Annotated in this window: 12 protein-coding genes and 3 tRNA genes; 6 read left to right on the top strand and 9 right to left on the bottom strand. The window is 70.5% G+C overall.

Translation table 11 applies throughout. The features are described from left to right. Positions 1-57 precede the first annotated feature (57 nt). From CMO28_RS15985 to CMO28_RS15950, 8 genes are all read right to left on the bottom strand, one after another. Positions 58-1,464, bottom strand: a complete 1,407-nt coding sequence (locus CMO28_RS15985; RefSeq protein WP_296715153.1) for an NAD(P)/FAD-dependent oxidoreductase — start codon at positions 1,462-1,464, stop codon at positions 58-60. Between the two features lie 5 nt (positions 1,465-1,469). Beyond that, positions 1,470-2,939: a cryptochrome/photolyase family protein gene (locus CMO28_RS15980; protein ID WP_296715152.1), complete on the bottom strand. Its 1,470-nt coding sequence runs from the start codon at positions 2,937-2,939 to the stop codon at positions 1,470-1,472. 117 nt (positions 2,940-3,056) lie between these two features. Beyond that, positions 3,057-4,001, bottom strand: a complete 945-nt coding sequence (locus CMO28_RS15975; RefSeq protein ID WP_062767522.1) for a DMT family transporter — start codon at positions 3,999-4,001, stop codon at positions 3,057-3,059. Positions 4,002-4,198: 197 nt separating this feature from the next. Beyond that, positions 4,199-4,375: an RSP_7527 family protein gene (locus tag CMO28_RS15970; protein ID WP_296715150.1), complete on the bottom strand. Its 177-nt coding sequence runs from the start codon at positions 4,373-4,375 to the stop codon at positions 4,199-4,201. Between the two features lie 212 nt (positions 4,376-4,587). After that, the gene (locus CMO28_RS15965) at positions 4,588-5,175 is read right to left on the bottom strand and encodes a hypothetical protein (protein ID WP_296715148.1); all 588 of its coding nucleotides are present in this window, start codon (positions 5,173-5,175) and stop codon (positions 4,588-4,590) included. Then, positions 5,172-7,040: an ABCB family ABC transporter ATP-binding protein/permease gene (locus CMO28_RS15960; RefSeq protein WP_296715146.1), complete on the bottom strand. Its 1,869-nt coding sequence runs from the start codon at positions 7,038-7,040 to the stop codon at positions 5,172-5,174. The genes CMO28_RS15965 and CMO28_RS15960 overlap by 4 nt, the downstream gene beginning before the upstream one ends. Beyond that, entirely contained in the window at positions 7,037-9,460 is a 2,424-nt protein-coding gene (locus tag CMO28_RS15955) for a molybdopterin-dependent oxidoreductase (protein WP_296715144.1), read from the bottom strand. Before CMO28_RS15955 ends, CMO28_RS15960 begins: the two co-directional genes overlap by 4 nt. 540 nt (positions 9,461-10,000) lie before the next feature. Then, positions 10,001-10,076 (bottom strand) — tRNA-Thr (locus CMO28_RS15950). Positions 10,077-10,353: 277 nt separating this feature from the next. Between CMO28_RS15950 and CMO28_RS15945 the strand changes: the two genes are divergently transcribed. The 3 genes from CMO28_RS15945 (at position 10,354) to CMO28_RS15935 (ending at position 14,365) form a co-directional block, all read left to right on the top strand. After that, positions 10,354-11,910 carry a DegQ family serine endoprotease gene (locus CMO28_RS15945; protein ID WP_296715142.1) on the top strand — a complete coding sequence of 519 codons (1,557 nt, stop codon included), beginning with the start codon at positions 10,354-10,356 and terminating at the stop codon, positions 11,908-11,910. Between the two features lie 255 nt (positions 11,911-12,165). Further along, positions 12,166-12,882: a response regulator transcription factor gene (locus CMO28_RS15940; protein WP_014746165.1), complete on the top strand. Its 717-nt coding sequence runs from the start codon at positions 12,166-12,168 to the stop codon at positions 12,880-12,882. After that, complete coding sequence (locus CMO28_RS15935) at positions 12,869-14,365, top strand: sensor histidine kinase (protein WP_296715134.1); 1,497 nt, start codon at positions 12,869-12,871, stop codon at positions 14,363-14,365. The genes CMO28_RS15940 and CMO28_RS15935 overlap by 14 nt, the downstream gene beginning before the upstream one ends. On the opposite strand, the gene rlmB is transcribed toward CMO28_RS15935, so the two are convergent. Continuing rightward, positions 14,326-15,195 (bottom strand): 23S rRNA (guanosine(2251)-2'-O)-methyltransferase RlmB, encoded by an 870-nt coding sequence (rlmB, locus tag CMO28_RS15930; RefSeq protein ID WP_296715132.1) that lies wholly within the window; start codon positions 15,193-15,195, stop codon positions 14,326-14,328. The two genes, CMO28_RS15935 and rlmB, sit on opposite strands and share 40 nt — an antisense overlap. A gap of 225 nt (positions 15,196-15,420) precedes the next feature. On the opposite strand from rlmB, the gene CMO28_RS15925 reads away from it, so the two are divergent. From CMO28_RS15925 to CMO28_RS15915, 3 genes are all read left to right on the top strand, one after another. Continuing rightward, a tRNA-Tyr gene (locus CMO28_RS15925) sits at positions 15,421-15,506 on the top strand. A gap of 84 nt (positions 15,507-15,590) precedes the next feature. Beyond that, positions 15,591-15,664 (top strand) — tRNA-Gly (locus CMO28_RS15920). A gap of 90 nt (positions 15,665-15,754) precedes the next feature. Next, the coding region (locus CMO28_RS15915; RefSeq protein ID WP_296715103.1) for a GTP-binding protein at positions 15,755-15,853 on the top strand (99 nt) is incomplete at its 3' end.

Below are 15,853 nucleotides of genomic sequence, written 5' to 3'. Positions count from 1 at the left end.
TTCAGGATGGGGGCAATGCGCGGACAAATCCAGACGTGGCGTCGTCGGGAGTGCCGTCTATTCCGCAGCCAGGGCCCAGCTGCGGCTGCGGGCCTCGATCTGCGCGGGCAGGGTGGTCAGGGCCGGCAGGCGGCGCAGGGTCGCCTCGCCCAGCAGCTCCGGCCAGGGCAGATCGGCGCCGGCCATCACCGCCGCCGCCAGGCCGCTGGCGCAGGCATCCTCGTGGAAGCCGAAGCCGAAATGCGCCCCGGCGAACCAGACGCCGCCAGCACCCTGAAGACCTGCCAGGGCCGGCTGGGCGGCGATGGCGGCGGCATCGAAGACCGGATGGGCATAGGTGATGTCGGCGATGATGTCGCGCGGCTCCACCGGCGGGTTGAGCGTGACGAAGATGTCGGTGTCGGTCGCAAGCGGCTGCAACCGGTTCATCCAGTAGCTGACCGCCAGCTGTTCGGCGCCGCTGCCGTCGGTATGCCCCAGATAGTTCCAGGACGCCCAGGCCCGGCGGCGGCGGGGCATCAGCCGGGGGTCGCGGTGCAGCACCGCCCGGTTGGGCTGGTAGCCGAAGGCCCCCAGAACCCGGCGCTCGGCGGCATCGGGCCGGTCGAGCAGGGCCAGCGCCTCGTCGGCATGGGTGGCGAGGATGACGGCCGAGAAGGTCTCGGCCATGCGGCCGCGGCATTTCACCATCGGCCCGGCCGGGCTGCGGATCACCGCCTCCGCCCCCGCCGAGGTTTCGAGCGTGATCAGCGGATGGGCCAGGACCCGATCGGCATAGCTGCGCGTGCCGCCGGCCACCGTGCGCCAGACCGGCCGGCCGCGATAGTCGAGCAGGGCATGGTTGCGGAAGAAGCGCACGAAGCTTTCCGCCGGAAACTCCAGTAGGGTCGCGATCGGCGCCGACCAGATCGCCGCCCCCATCGGCAGCAGATAGCGGCGGGCGAAATCGGTCGAGAAGCCGTTGCGGTCGAGGAACCGCCCCAGGCTTTCGGTGCCGTCGACGGCGAGCGCCGGGGCCTGGCGGTTGAAGCGGTGCATGTCGCGCAGCATCCGCCAATGGCCCATGTCGATCAGGTTGCGGCGGGCGGCGAACAGCCCGCCGGCACTGCCGCGATATTCATAAGCGCCCCCCGCCAGGCTGACCGAAAACGACATGTCGCTGGCGGCGGTTTCGGTGTCGAGCGCCCCGAACAGCCGGACCAGATTGGGGTAGTTGCGCTCGTTATAGACGATGAAGCCGGTATCGACCGGCACCGGATGCGGGCTGCCCAGCGCCGGGCCGGCATCGATGGTGTTGATGTGGCCGCCGGCACGGGGCTCGCGCTCCATCAGCGTCACCGGCCGGCCGGACCGGGCCAGTGCCCAGGCGGCGGCCAGCCCGGCCCCGCCGGCGCCGATCACCGCCACCGGCCGAAGGCGTTCGGCGGTCCCGCCCGCCTGCTCGATCTCGTTCAGACCGTACATCCGGCTCACTCCTTGCGGGTCCGCGCATATCCCGCAAGCGCACGCTCGCGGGCCTGATCGTGATCGACGATCGGGGCGGGATAGGTCTGGCCGGGCCTGATGCCGGCGGTGGCGAGGACGGAGGCGGGGGCCGTCCAGGGTTTGTGCAGATAGCGGTCGGGCAGTTTTGCAAGCTCGGGCACCCAGCGGCGGACATAGGCGCCGTCGCCGTCGAACCGCTCGCCCTGCAGCACCGGGTTGAAGATCCGGAAATAGGGGGCGGCATCGGCGCCGGTGCCGGCCGACCATTGCCAGCTGGCGGTGTTGCTGGCTGGATCGGCATCGACCAGCGTGTCCCAGAACCAGGCCTCGCCCGGCTTCCACCAGATCATCAGATGCTTGACCAGGAAGGAGGCGACCACCATCCGCACCCGGTTGTGCATCCAGCCGGTGTGCCAGAGCTGGCGCATGCCGGCATCGACGATCGGATAACCGGTCCGGCCGCGCTGCCAGGCATCGAGTGCCGCGGCATCCTCTCGCCAGGGAAAGCCGGTCAGCGTCTCTTTAAGGTCGCGTGCCGGCAGATGCGGGAAATGATGCAGCAGGTGATAGCTGAATTCGCGCCAGCCCAGCTCGGTGAGGAAGGTGTCGGCCGAGGCCCGCGCCGGCCCTTCCAGCCCCTGGGCTTCGATCGCATGGTGGACGGCATGCCAGACCGTGCGCGGGCCGATCTCGCCGAAGCGCAGATGCGGCGACAGCCGGGAGGTCGTCTCCCCCGCCGGCCGGTCGCGATCGGGCTTGTAGCCGGTGAGGGCGCGGTTCAGGAAGCCGGCCAGACGGTCGCGGGCGCCGGCGGATCCGGGCGTCCAGCTGGCGGCGATGCCGCCCGCCCAGTCGATCCGCGGCAGCAGGTTCAGAGAGACGAGCGGCACGCCTTCCGGCGCGTCTTCGACCAGGTCCAGCCGGTCGGGTGCGGCCAGCGGCGGCGGGATCTCTCCCTTGTCGCGGGCGGCGCGCCAGAAGGGGGTGAAGACCTGATAGGGGCCGCCGGTCTTCGTCTCGATGGTCCAGGGCTCGTGGAGCAGCAGGGCGTTGTGCCCGGCCATGTGGATGCCATCGGCCTTGAGGCGTTCGGCGATGGCCCGGTCGCGGGCGGCGCCTTCGGGATCATAGACCCGGTTGACCAGCACGGCCCCGGCCCCGATCCGGCGGGCGAGCCCCGGGATCTCGCGCGCGGCCGGCCCCTTCAGCAGCAGCAGCCGGCCGCCGATCGCCCGCAGATCGCCGTCGAGCGCCAGGAGCGATTGATGCAGCCACCAGCGCGCCGCACCGCCGAGCGGCCGCGGCGCCGGCACGTCGTCATGGGCGGGATCGTCGTCTTCATGGACATAGACGCAGACCAGCCGGCTGCCGCTCCGGGATGCGCGATGAAGCGCCGGGTTGTCGGCGATGCGCAGATCCTGGCGGAACCAGACGATCAGGGGACGGTCGGTCATCGGGCCTCGGCGGGGCAGGGACGTGGCAGGCATGCCGGCATGTCCGGCAGGGTTCACGTCACTATACGGCCCGGCTCCGGTGGCGGATCACCCATTCAGCGACAGGGTGCCCCCCGGTCAGCCGCGGGCGGCCCGGGGTGTCCTGGTGGTGAGCACCAGCCCGGCCAGGATGGCGATGCCGCCGACCAGATGATGGGGCCCCAGCCTTTCGCCCAGGAACAGCATGCTCCAGACCGGCGTCAGGATCGGCATCAGATGCATGAACAGCCCGGCGCGATTGGGGCCGATCTTCGCCACCGCGCCGTTCCACAGGATATAGGCGATGATCGAGGGGAAGATCGCGACATAGGCGATCGCCGCCACCGTGGTCGCCGAGACCACCGGCAGGCGGCCGTCGAGCACTTCGGTCAGCGCCAGCGGGCTGAGCGCCAGCATGCCGATCAGCATATTGGCCCAGAGCAGCGAAAAGGGGTGCAGCCAGGCCGGCTTGAAGCGCAGCGCCACCGAATAGACGCCCCAGGACAGCGTGGCGCCCAGAATCCACAGATCGCCCGCGCCGATCTTCAGATGCAGCAGCGCCATGGGGTCGCCGCCGGCGACGATATAGGCGACGCCGCAGAAGGAGACGACGATCCCGGCCAGCTGGTTGCGGCCCAGCCGGTCGACGCCGGCCAGCGCCGCCATCACCGCGATCGCGATCGGCATGGTGGCGTTCAGGATGACGGCGTTGATCGCGGTGGTCCGCTCCAGCGCCAGATAGACGAAGGTGTTGTAGCCGGCGACCGAGGTCAGCCCCATCAGCAGCAGCTTGGGCCAGGCCCGGATCAGGCCCGACCGGTCGCGCAGGACATGCGGCCAGGCGATCAGGCTGAACAGCAGGAAGGCGAAGAACCAGCGCAGGAAAGACAGGGTCAGCGGCGGGATCTGCCCGGCGACCGCCCGGCCGACCACGAAGTTGAACGACCAGAAGGTGACGGTCAGCACCAGTGCCGCCATGGCGCGGCGGCGGGTCGTGCGATCGATCGTGGCGTCGGTTGCGGCGCGGGGGGTATCCGATGCCACTGTCTGACCTTCCCGAAACACTGTGGCACCCGGTATCCGGGCCCCGAACGACATGAGGCGCCGACCTTAACGGGTCGGCGCCTCATGGTCGAGACCGGGCTGTGGCAAGTCCCCGAACCGACGGCACGACGTCCGGGATATGCTGCGCTGCAGCACGGATATGCGGGGGCGTGGGAACTGCCGGAAGGGAGATCCGGTCAGCGGGCGGCGAGGCCGCCATTGGTGCCCTGGTGACCGCCGAACAGGCGGCCGATGCGGGCGAAGAGGTTTTCGATCGACCGGGCGAAGGCGCGGGCGCGCATCTGGCGGGCTTCGCGGATCAGCGCGTCGATTTCGTCCTGAGAGGGGACCTGGGCGATCTTGGTGGCGGCCATGGGGTGAGGCTCCGGTTTCAGTCGGCTCCGGGGCGTCCGTGACTGTCGGGCGCCGCGCCGGAGCGGTCGTGTTCGATGACTGAAAGTTAGGCCCGCAGGCGGCGTTTGCCCAATGCGCCTTTTGCAATGCAGCACATACTTCGGGACGTATCCGGCTTCCGGACGTATCCGGCTTCGGGACATATCCGGCTTCCCGACGTCTCCCGGTTGCCTCAGCGCTTCCTGCCGCCGGGCGGGATGCCCGCCGCGGCCAGCGCCGCCGGCACATGGCGCTGCATGATCATCGCAATGACCTTCTCGCGCCCGCCGGCAAAGATGTTGGGCAGGGCGATGTCGACCTCGACCCGGCCGTCGTCGAGCCGCCGGCCCCGCGGGCCGAACAGCCGGGCGGGGCCGGGGCGGCCGGTATGGATGGTGGGATCGATCCTGACCGCGAGTACGATGCCCATGAACCAGGCGCCGAGCGCCGAGCGGCGCATCTGGACATCCGCCCAGGGAATCGGCCGGTCGCTGCCGAGGAAGGGCGCGATCAGCCCGTCCTTCGCCAGCACCATCACCGGCCCCGGGTGGCGGACGAGATCGATCACCGTCCAGACCAGCATCCCGGCGATGCCGGCGAGCAGGGCCGAGAATACCAGCAGCGCCGCCGGATCCTCGATCGCGCCGCTGAGCCCCTGGACCGCGAACCAGGCACAGGCGGCGATCCAGACCAGGCCGACCACCAGCAGGGTGGTGATGCGCATCGGGCTTTTGGCCACGGCGACCTCGGGAAAAGACGCGGTCTTTGTGCGTCGGGTCATGATGCCGCCTCTTCCGATGATCCTCGTTCGACCGCCTCGGGCTCGGCACTCTGCTGCGCCCAAAGCCGGGCATAAAGCCCGCCAGCGGCGACCAGCTCGTCATGGCGGCCCTGTTCGACCGCCCGGCCGTCTTCCATCACCACGATCAGATCGGCATCGACGATGGTCGACAGGCGATGGGCGATGACCAGCATGGTGCGGCCGCGCCCGGCCAGCGCCAGCCCGTCGCGGATCGCGGCCTCGGTGCGGGTGTCGAGGGCCGATGTCGCCTCGTCGAAGATCAGGATCGGCGGATCTTTCAGCAGGGCGCGGGCGATCGCCACCCGCTGCTTCTCTCCGCCTGAAAGCTTCAGCCCGCGTTCGCCCACCCGGGTTTCCAGCCCGTCGGGCAGGCTGGCGAGCAGGGGCCCCAGCGCCGCGCGGTCGAGCACGGTGCGGATCTCGTCGGGCGTGGCATCGGGGCGGCCATAGGCGACGTTGTAGCCCAGCGTGTCGTTGAACAGCACGGGATCCTGCGGAACCATGCCGATCGCGGCCCGCAGGCTTTCCTGGGCGACGGCCCCGATCTCCTGGCCATCGATCAGGATCCGGCCGGAGCCGGGGTCGAAGAAGCGGAACATCAGCCGCGAGACCGTGGATTTGCCGGCGCCCGAGGGGCCGACGATGGCGACGGTGCTGCCGGCGCGGGCGGTGAAGCGCAACCCCTTCAGGATCGGCCGGCGCGGATCATAGCCGAAGACGACGTCTTCGAACCGGATCTCGCCGCCGGTGACCTTAAGCGGCGGGGCGTCCGGGCGATCGGCGACCTCTGGCGCCACCGCCGCCAGCGAGAACATGGTCTCCATATCGGTCAGCGACTGGCGCAGCTGCCGGTAGACGAAGCCCAGCACGTTCAGCGGCACATAAAGCTGGATCAGATAGGCGTTCACCGCGACGAAATCGCCGATGGTCATGCTGCCGTCGGCGATGCCGCTTGCCGCCAGCAGCATGATCGCGACCAGCCCTGAGGCGATGATCAGCCCCTGGCCGACATTGAGACCGGACAGCGACAGCTGGGCGCGGACCGCCGCGGTTTCATAGGCGGCGAGCGCACGGTCATAGCGCTCCGCCTCGCGGGTCTCGGCCCCGAAATACTTCACCGTTTCATAGTTGAGCAGACTGTCCATCGCCCGGCCGCCGGCTTCCTGGTCGCGTTCGTTCATCACCCGGCGATGAACGACGCGCAGCTCCGAGACCCGGATGGTGAAGGCGACATAGATGCCGACGGTGGCGAGCGTCACCGCCGCGAAGCGCCAGTCATAGAGCCGCCAGAGCACCACCGCGACCAGGCAGAGTTCGATCAGCGTCGGCACGATGCTGAACAGCACCGTCGACAGCAGGAACTGGATGCCCTGGACGCCGCGCTCGATGGCGCGCGCCAGCGCCCCGGTGCGCCGCTCCAGATGGAAGCGCAGGCTCAGCCGATGCAGATGGCGGAAGACGTCGAGCCCGGCGGCGCGGGTCGCGTTCTGCGCGACGCGGGCGAAGACCGCATCGCGGACATCGCCCAGCGCCTGGCCGGCCAGGCGCGCCACGCCATAGGCCAGGATCAGCATCACCGGCACGGTGACCGCGGTCGCGGCCGTGCCGGCCCCGGTGCCCAGCGCATCGACCGCCTGTTTGTAGAACAGCGGCACGGTCAGCATCGCCGCCTTGGCACCGACCAGCGCCAGCAAAGCGAACACCACCCGCATCTTCATGTCGGTGCGGCCGCGGGGCCAGAGATAGGGCAGCAGGTCGCGGGCGGCGGCGAATTGCGGCCGCTCCACCGGTGCCGGCGGCAGATCGGCGGGCAGGCCCCCGCCGCGGCGCATGCCTCGGCTCATGCGGCGGGTCCGGTGTCGGGGCTGGCGGTCGTTACGGTGTCTCGATCTGCGAACATCGGGCCTTCATGGGGGCTGGGGCGTTCCGCGGCGGCGGTGGCCGGATCGACGCGCCGGATGTCGACCAGACAGGTCTGGGCGGCCGGCGCCTGGGCGATCGGCGAAGAGCCGGCATCGCGGGTGAGCAGGTTGGGATTGCCGTGGCGGCAGACCGGCCGGCCGGCGGCATCCTTCAGGGTGGGAGAGGGATCATACCAGGCGCCGGTCGGCAGGGCCGCCACGCCGGGCATGATGTCGGTGGAAAGGCGGGCCGCGGCAAGGCAGGCACCGCGATCATTCCAGATCATCACGCAGTCGCCGTCGGCAATGCCGCGGGCGGCGGCATCATCGGGATGCAGCATCACCCGCTCGCGCCCGTCATGCTTGGCCGCAAGCGACGGGGCGGCATGGTCCAGCTGGCCGTGCAGCCGCGTCGCCGGCTGGGGCGACAGCAGATGCAGGGGGAAACGGGCGGTGAGCTCGCTGCCCGCCCATTCGGCCGGCGGCTGCCAGCAGGGATGGCCCGAAAGCCCCATGGCCGCGATCCTGTCCGACGCCAGTTCGATGCGCCCCGAGGGTGTCGGCAGCTTCCCGGCCTCCGGGTCGGCACGGAAATGGGCGAGCCTGCCGGCGCGCTGTCGGGCGGCATCGGGCAGGGGGGCGGGGCCGATCCGCCCCAGGGTGCGCAGGCCGGCCAGATCGGGCAGGTCGGGCAGATCGGGCAGGTTGGGGGCGCCATTGCGGGCGCGATCCCAGAGCCGCGCGAGCCAGGCTTCGGCGTCGAGCCCGTCATCGAAGGCGGCCCGGCAGCCCAGCCGGTCGGCGATGGCCGCCAGGATGGCATGATCGTCGCGGGCCTCCGCCACCGGCGGCACCAGCGCATTGGCGGCGATGATCGTGGGGCCCTGCAGGCCGCCCGCGATATCGGCGCGTTCCAGCGGCCCGGTGGCGGGCAGGACCAGATCGGCGCGGCGGGCGGCCTGGGTCCAGACCATGTCCTGCACGATGATCGTGCGCGGCACCGCCCAGGCGCGGATCAGCCGGTTCAGATCCTGGTGATGGTGGAAGGGGTTGCCGCCTGCCCACCAGACCAGCCGGATATCGGGGGCGGTGATCCGGCGGCCGTCGTGATCGATGGTGGCGCCGGGGGCGAGCAGGATGTCGGCGAAGCGCGAGACCGGCACCTCCATGCCGTTGGGGTTGGGCAAGGCCCCGATCAGCCCCGGCCGGCGCCCGGTCTGGGGCAGGCCGAAGCCGCCGCCGGCGCCATAGCCGATGCCGACCCCTCCCCCGGGCAGGCCGATCTGGCCCAGCGCCGCCGCCAGGGCATGGGCGGCCCAGACCGCCATCTCGCCGTTCTGGTGGCGCTGCACGCCCCAGGCCATGGCGATCACCGCCCGGCGGCCGGCGAGATTCCGGGCAAGGGCGGCGATGGCGGCATCCGCGATGCCCGTAATGCCGGCCGCCCAGGCCGGGGTTTTGGGCGGCGTGCCGTCGCGGCCCAGGATATGGGCTTCCAGCACCGGCCAGCCATGGGTGAGCCGGTCCAAGGCCGGCCGGTCGATCAGCCCCTCGCTGACCAGCACATGCAGCAGGGCCAGGATCAGCGCGACATCGGTGCCGGGGCGGATGCGGAGCCATCGGGCCCGGCCGGCCGCGGCCGCATCATCGGCCATCGGCGCCACGGTGACCATGTCGAGGCCGCGATCGAGCGCGCGTTCCAGCGCGGCACCCACCCGGTGGCCGGGAATGCCGCCCCAGTCGAGCTGGGTGTTGCGCAGCGGGATGCCGCCGAAGCTCAACAGGATGTCGGTCGTGGTCGCGATCTCGTCCCAGTCGGGGGCGGCGGCGCCGGCGGCGGCGAAATCCAGCCCCAGAACATGCGGGATCATCCGTTCGGCGGCACCGTGGGAATAGGTGCCGACCCCCATGGTGAAGCCGCCGACGGCGGCCAGCAGCCGGTGCAGCTGGGCGCGGGCACGGTGGAACCAGCCGGCGGAGCCCCAGCCATAGCTGCCGCCATAGATGGCGGTGGGGCCGTGGTCGCGATGGATGCGGGCGAGTTCCGCGGCGGCCAGATCCAGCGCCTCGTCCCAGGGCAGTTCCACGAAGGGGGCCTCGCCGTGCCCGGTCCCCTCCGGATCGTGGCCCGCTTCCACCGCCGCAAGCCAGGTGCGGCGGGCGGCGGGGCGGCGGATGCGCAGCCGGTGATCCACCTCCGCCAGCGCCAGGCCAAGCGGCGTCGGCGCCGGATCCGCGGGATCGGGCGCAAGCTGCGGCCGGCCGGCCGCGTCCAGGCCGGCCTGATAGGGCCCGTAATGGGTCATCAGCCAGCGGGTCGGATGGGTACCGGTGGCGCCCGGTTCGATGGAACGATCACTCATCCCCTCAGACTAGCTGCGCCTGCGGTCCGCTGGAAGCCTCCAGCTTTTCCCCCGTTCTGGTGGAGAAGTCTGTGGACAACGAGTCCAACCCCCTGACTCCATCCGAGTCGTTCAGGGGCTGCCTAAGAATCGGGCAGGTTGTGCCGGCTGTGGATCCGGCCGCCCGCCCGCAGTGCACAACACATTGTTGCGTTGCGGTGAAGCGCAGGCGGCGTCAGGACAAAAAGAAAGCCCCGCAAGGCACGCGGACGCGCCGGGCGGGGCTCAAGTCAAGCATCAGCACCAATCGGGTAGGGTCCATCCGGGCACGGGCGCCAGAATGGACGGGATGCCGGGGAGTGGGAGCTGCCGCCGGCATCACGGCTACGCAAGCCACTATAGGAAACGGCGGACGCACGCGAAGTGACGGACATCACAGGTTAAGTGACGTTCCCGAAAAGGCTGTGTAAAGCCGGTAACCGGAGCGGTGGGGAGATGGTCGCGGCATGCGCCGGGCAGGGCAAGGTGCCAGCAGGGCATGGGGCCGGGGGCGGGCCGCGCTGGTGCCGGATGGGGGACTTGAACCCACAACCTTCCGCTTACAAGGCGGGTGCTCTACCAATTGAGCTAATCCGGCAGCCGGCGCCGCATCGGGCCCGGGACGCGTCCCGGCCGGGGCCGGGTACAGCCTGTGCGCGACGGCACCCGCACTACATACCGCGTGACGGTGATCGGGACAAGGCTACGAAGGTCGGAAAGATGAACGGGCGTTCATGTTCCTGACATCCGGCGGTGAGGGCCCGGCTGCTTGAATGATCCTCGACGACGCAGCCGGGGAGAGGTCTTCCCCCTCTCTGCTTCCCCAACGCTCCTCCCCGACGGGGACAGGCTGCACTGACCGAGGATCTGACGCCATGACCGAACAGCTTCCCCAGCCGGCCGCGATCCGCACCCGCGATTTCGCCGCCCGCCGCCACGCCAACCGCCTGCGCCGCTATGGCGCCGGGCTGATGGCCGGTGTGGCGCTTGCCCTGCCGCTGGCCGCCGTCGGCGGCACGGTGATCGCGCCGGTGCCCGCCAATGCCGCTTCGCTGCCCGAAAGCTTCGCGCCGCTGGCCGAGAAGGTGATGCCGGCGGTGGTGAACATCTCCACCACCCAGGAGGTGCAGCAGCCGAGCGGGCCCGAGCAGATGCTGCCCTTCGACCTGCCCGAGAACTCCCCCTTCCGCCGCTTCTTCGAACCCTTCATGCAGGGCCAGCAGCCGACCCATCCCCAGGTGGTGAATGCGCTGGGATCGGGCTTCATCATCGATCCCTCGGGCTATGTCGTGACCAACAACCACGTCATCGACGGCGCCACGGAAATCAAGGTCACGCTGGAAGACAAGAGCCAGTACACCGCCAAGCTGGTGGGGCGCGACCCGCTGACCGACCTTGCGCTGCTGAAGATCGAGGCCGGCCACGACCTGCCGGCGGTTCAGTTCGGCGACAGCGACGCCGCCCGGGTGGGCGACTGGGTGCTGGCGGTCGGCAACCCCTTCGGCCTGGGCGGCACGGTGACCGCCGGCATCGTCTCGGCCCGCAACCGCGACATCAATGCCGGCCCCTATGACGATTTCCTGCAGATCGATGCCGCGATCAACCGCGGCAACAGCGGTGGCCCGGTCTTCGACGAAAGCGGCAAGGTGATCGGCATCAACACCGCCATCTACAGCCCCAATGGCGGGTCGGTCGGCATCGGCTTTTCGATCCCCGCCAATATCGCGACCAAGGTGGTGGCGCAGCTGAAGGAAAGCGGCAGCATCTCCCGCGGCTGGCTGGGTGTGGAAATCCAGCCGCTGACGCCTGAAATCGCCGAGGCGCTGGGCATGGACAAGCCCGAAGGCGCGCTGGTCGCCCGGGTGCTGCCCGGCAGCCCGGCGGGCGATGCCGGGCTGGAACGCGGCGATGTGGTGGTGCAGATCGACGGCCAGCCGGTGAAGGATGCCCGCGACCTGACCCGCAAGGTGGGCGATCTGCAGCCGGGCGACCGGGTCGGGCTGGCGGTGAAGCGCCAGGGCGACGAGAAGGAGATCCGCATCCGCCTGGGCGAGCGTCCGCAGGATCTGGCGGCCAACCAGCAGGGCGATCATGCCGATCCGGGCGCCGGTGTGGCGGTGGATGCGTTGGGCGTGCGCCTGGCCCCGATCGATGACGGGCTGCGCCAGCGGCTGGGCATCGACGACAGCGTCAAGGGCGTGGCCGTGGTCGACATGCTGCCGCCCAAAGGCGACGACAAGCGGCCCCATGCCGGCCCCGGCCCGGAGCTGCGCCCCGGCGACGTGATCGAACAGGTGGCCGGCACCGCGGTCGACCGCCCCTCGCAGGTGACGGCGCTGATCGACGAGGCCCGGGCCCGCAAGCGCGACCACATTCTGCTGCTGGTCGCCCGGGGCAATGAGAGCCGCTTCGTGGCGGTCGAGATCAAGTGACCGCCGGACGGGTTCATGGTTGACGTCGTCCGGGCCGCGCACCGGCCCGAATGACGCCGTCCGGAGCGGCTGACCCTCCCTCCTGGTCGCTCCGGATCCAAGACCCGCGGGCAGCGCAGGGCAGATGCGATGCTTGCGGGGGGATGCGGGCGGGTGCCACCATTCCGGGGGTGCCCGCCCGCTCCGTCTTCTGACCGGGTCCTGCGACACCCTTCCCTGAACTCTCCTGCTCAATGCTTCGGGACATGCCGGCCCATGAAGATCCTGATCATCGAGGATGACGACCGCACCGCCCAGCAGGCGACGCGCGCGCTGACCGAGGCCGGCCATGTCGTCGACCGGGCACCCGACGGGCGCGAGGGGCTGTTTCTCGCCACCGGCGGCGGCTATGACGTGATCGTGCTCGACCGCATGCTGCCGGGGCTGGACGGGCTGGCGGTGCTGGGCGCGCTGCGCGGCGCCGGCCAGGGCGTGCCGGTGCTGATCCTGTCGGCGCTGGCCCATGTCGACGAGCGGGTGCGGGGGCTGAAGGCCGGCGGCGACGACTATCTCTCCAAACCCTTCGCCGCCGTGGAACTGGTCGCACGGGTCGAGGCGCTGGGCCGCCGCCCGGTACAGGCCACCGCCACCGACCGACTGGTGGTGGCGGATCTGGAGGTCGATCTGCGCACCAGGCGGGTGACCCGCGCCGGCCGCGCCATCGACCTCAGGCCGCAGGAATACCGGCTGCTCGAATTCCTGATGCGCCACGAAGGCCAGGTGGTGACCCGGGCCATGCTCTATGAAGGGGTCTGGGACTTCCATTTCGAACCGCAGACCAATGTCGTCGAGGTCCATGTCAGCCGGCTGCGCCAGAAGATCGACAAGGGCTTCGGCCGGCCGCTGATCCGCACCCATCGCGGCGGCGGTTATTCGCTGGGCATGGAGGATCCGGTGCCGGCCGGCGGCGACGGAGAGCATGATGACCGCTGATGCGGCCGGCCTGTTCCGGCATCTGCGTCGGACCTCGGCCGCGCGCATCGTTGCGATGTATCTGGCGGTTTTCGTGGCCTCGACCGGCATCGTGCTGGGTGCGGTGACCTGGGCGGCGCTGACGCTGATCGACCAGCAGATCGACCAGACCCTGGATGCCGAGGTGCGGGGCCTGGCCGAACAATACCGGATCGAGGGGCTGGGCCGACTGATCGAGGTGGTGCGGGCACGATCCGGCGCGCCGCGCGGCCGGCCCGGGCCCAATCCGGGCGCCACGCCCGGTATGGGGCTGGGCGGCATCTACCTGCTGGCGGCCCCCGACGGCGTGCCGATCGAGGGCACGCTGGATGCCTGGCCGCGGGCCGCCGAGGTGACCGCCGACGGCGCCATCGATGCCGAACTGGCCGATGGCCGGACCGCCCGGGTCCGGGTCTATCAGCTGGCGGGTGGCTTCCGCCTGCTGGTCGGCCGGGATCTGGCCGAGCGCGCCCGGTTCCGCGAGCTGGTGACCGAAGCCTCGGCCTGGTCGATGGGGCTGGTGCTTCTGCTCGGGCTCTATGGCGGCTGGATCCTGGCCCGGCGGTCGCTGGCCCGGGTGGATGCGATGGCACTGGCCGCGCGGCGGATCATGGCCGGCGACATGGAGAAGCGACTGCCGGTGGCCGGCAGCGGCGATGAATACGACCGTCTGGCGGATGCGGTGAATGCGATGCTCGACGAGATCGCCCGGCTGATGACCGCAAGCAGGCTTGCCTCCGACGCCATGGCCCACGACCTGCGCGGGCCGCTGGCCCGGGCTCGGGTCTCGGCGGAAGAGGCGGCGGCGGCGGTCGGGCGCGGCGAGGGCGAGGCGGCGCGCGCGGGGCTCGACGAGGCAGTGGCTGAAATCGACCGGGTGATCCAGACCTTCGAGGCGCTGACCACCATCGCCCGCGCCGAAAGCGGCGCCGGCCGCACCGCCTGGGCGCCGGTCGACATCTCGGCGCTGGTCGCGGAACTGGCCGAGATCTACGAATTGCCCTTCGAGGACGAGGGCCGGCCGGTCACCAGCGTTCTCACGCCCGACATCACCCGACCGGGCGACCGGGCGCTGCTGCAGCGGGCGGTGGCCAATCTGCTGGAGAACAGCCTGAAACACGGCGCCGGGCCGGTCGCGATCCGCCTCGCCGCCGAGGCGAACGGGGACTGGATCGTGATCAGGGTGGAGGATCGCGGAGCGGGGGTTCCAGCGGCGGAACGCGCGCGGGTGGTGGAGCGCTATGCCCGGCTGGATCCGGCGCGCAGCCGGCCTGGAAGCGGCCTGGGGCTTGCACTTGCCGATGCCGTGGCCCGGTTGCATGGCGGGCGGCTGGTGCTGTCCGACACGGCACCCGGCGAGCCCATGCCCGGGCTCGCCGTGGAGTTGAGGCTGCCCCGTGACGGGGCGGCGCCCCGGGCGCTGGATCAGGCGCCCGATGTGCCCCGGCCGGGGCCCAGCGCATAAAGGGCGACGGCGGTCGCGGTGGCGACGTTCAGGCTTTCCACCTGATCGGAGATCGGCAGGCGCAGCAGCAGGTCGCAGGTCTCGCGGGTCAGCCGGCGCAGCCCCGGGCCTTCGGCGCCCATCACCAGGGCCAGTCGTTCGGGCAGGCCGGCGGCGCGGACATCCTGCGTCGCATGGCCGTCGAGGCCCACGCACCACCAGCCCAGCCGCTTCAGCTCGTCGAGCGCCCGGGCGAGGTTGCCGATCTGGACCAGCGGCACGAGTTCGAGCGTGCCCGAGGCGGCCTTGGCGAGCACGGCGCTTTCGGGCGCCGCCCGCCGTTCGGTGGTGATCACCGCCGCCGCCCCGAAGGCGGCGGCAGCCCGCAGGATCGCGCCCACATTATGCGGGTCGGTCACCTGGTCCAGCACCACGATCAGCGCCGGACCCTCGGGCACGGCGGCGAGCGTCGCCTCGAGATCGCGCTCGGGCAGGGGGGCGAGCTGCAAAGCCAGGCCCTGATGGACGGCATCCTCGCCGAAGCGCCGGTCGATCTCGGCCCGGGGCACGGTTTCGATCTGCAGGCCGCGGCGGCGGGCGAGGGCGGAAAGCTTCGGGTCGCTTGCGGCTTCGGACCGTTCGGCGACCAGCAGCCGGTGCAGGCTGCGCGCCGGATTGGCCAGCGCCGCCTCGACCGGGTGGCGGCCGTAGAACCACAGCCCGCCGCCGGTCTCGCGGCTGCCCTGGTCGCCCCGTCCGCGGCTGCGGCCGGCCCGTGCCTGATCACGATGTGCCCCATCACGATGTGTCTGGTCACGATTTGACGGTCGACGGCGATCTTGGTTTGACATCGGTCCTCGGTTTCGTTACGAACGCGCTACACCGCGTTCGACGCGGCCGGTTCCGGCCTCTTCATGGGGCAGGGAACAAGGCTTCGTCAAGCGGACCCGTACTTCGGTACCGGTTCGCGATCGTGGGACAAGGTCTTCAGATGCGTGCTCTGCAACATTCTCGTTGACTTCTTCCCGCGAATTTCCATAGTGCCGTCGCCAAGGCGCGGTGCAGGAAGCACCCATGGAGGGGTGGCCGAGCGGTCAATGGCAGCAGACTGTAAATCTGCCGGGTTTTCCCTACGTTGGTTCAAATCCAACCCCCTCCACCACTTTCCCTGCAGCGCAGCCTGGTCGCGGATGCAGGCGTGACCGGCCTCCGCCCCAAGCGGGGCGGCCCTTATGGTCGCGCGGGCGCGGGTGTAGCTCAATGGTAGAGCTCCAGCCTTCCAAGCTGGCTATGCGGGTTCGATTCCCGTCACCCGCTCCAGATCCCGGAAATGCTACCCTCGCGGGCCCGAAATCTTTGGGCAGCCGCGTTTTCTCCGTCGGTACAGCTCTCTAGTCGGGTTTGAGCAGGATGGGTAAGGAAAAGTTCGAGCGCAGCAAGCCGCACGTGAACATCGGCACGATCGGTCACGTGGACCATGGCAAGACGACGCTGACGGCTGCGATCACG

This window comes from Tistrella sp. (assembly GCF_002684955.1).
GTDB lineage: Bacteria > Pseudomonadota > Alphaproteobacteria > Tistrellales > Tistrellaceae > Tistrella > Tistrella mobilis.
Note: the sequence above shows the minus strand (reverse complement) of the source record. Positions and strands in the feature narration are given on the sequence as shown.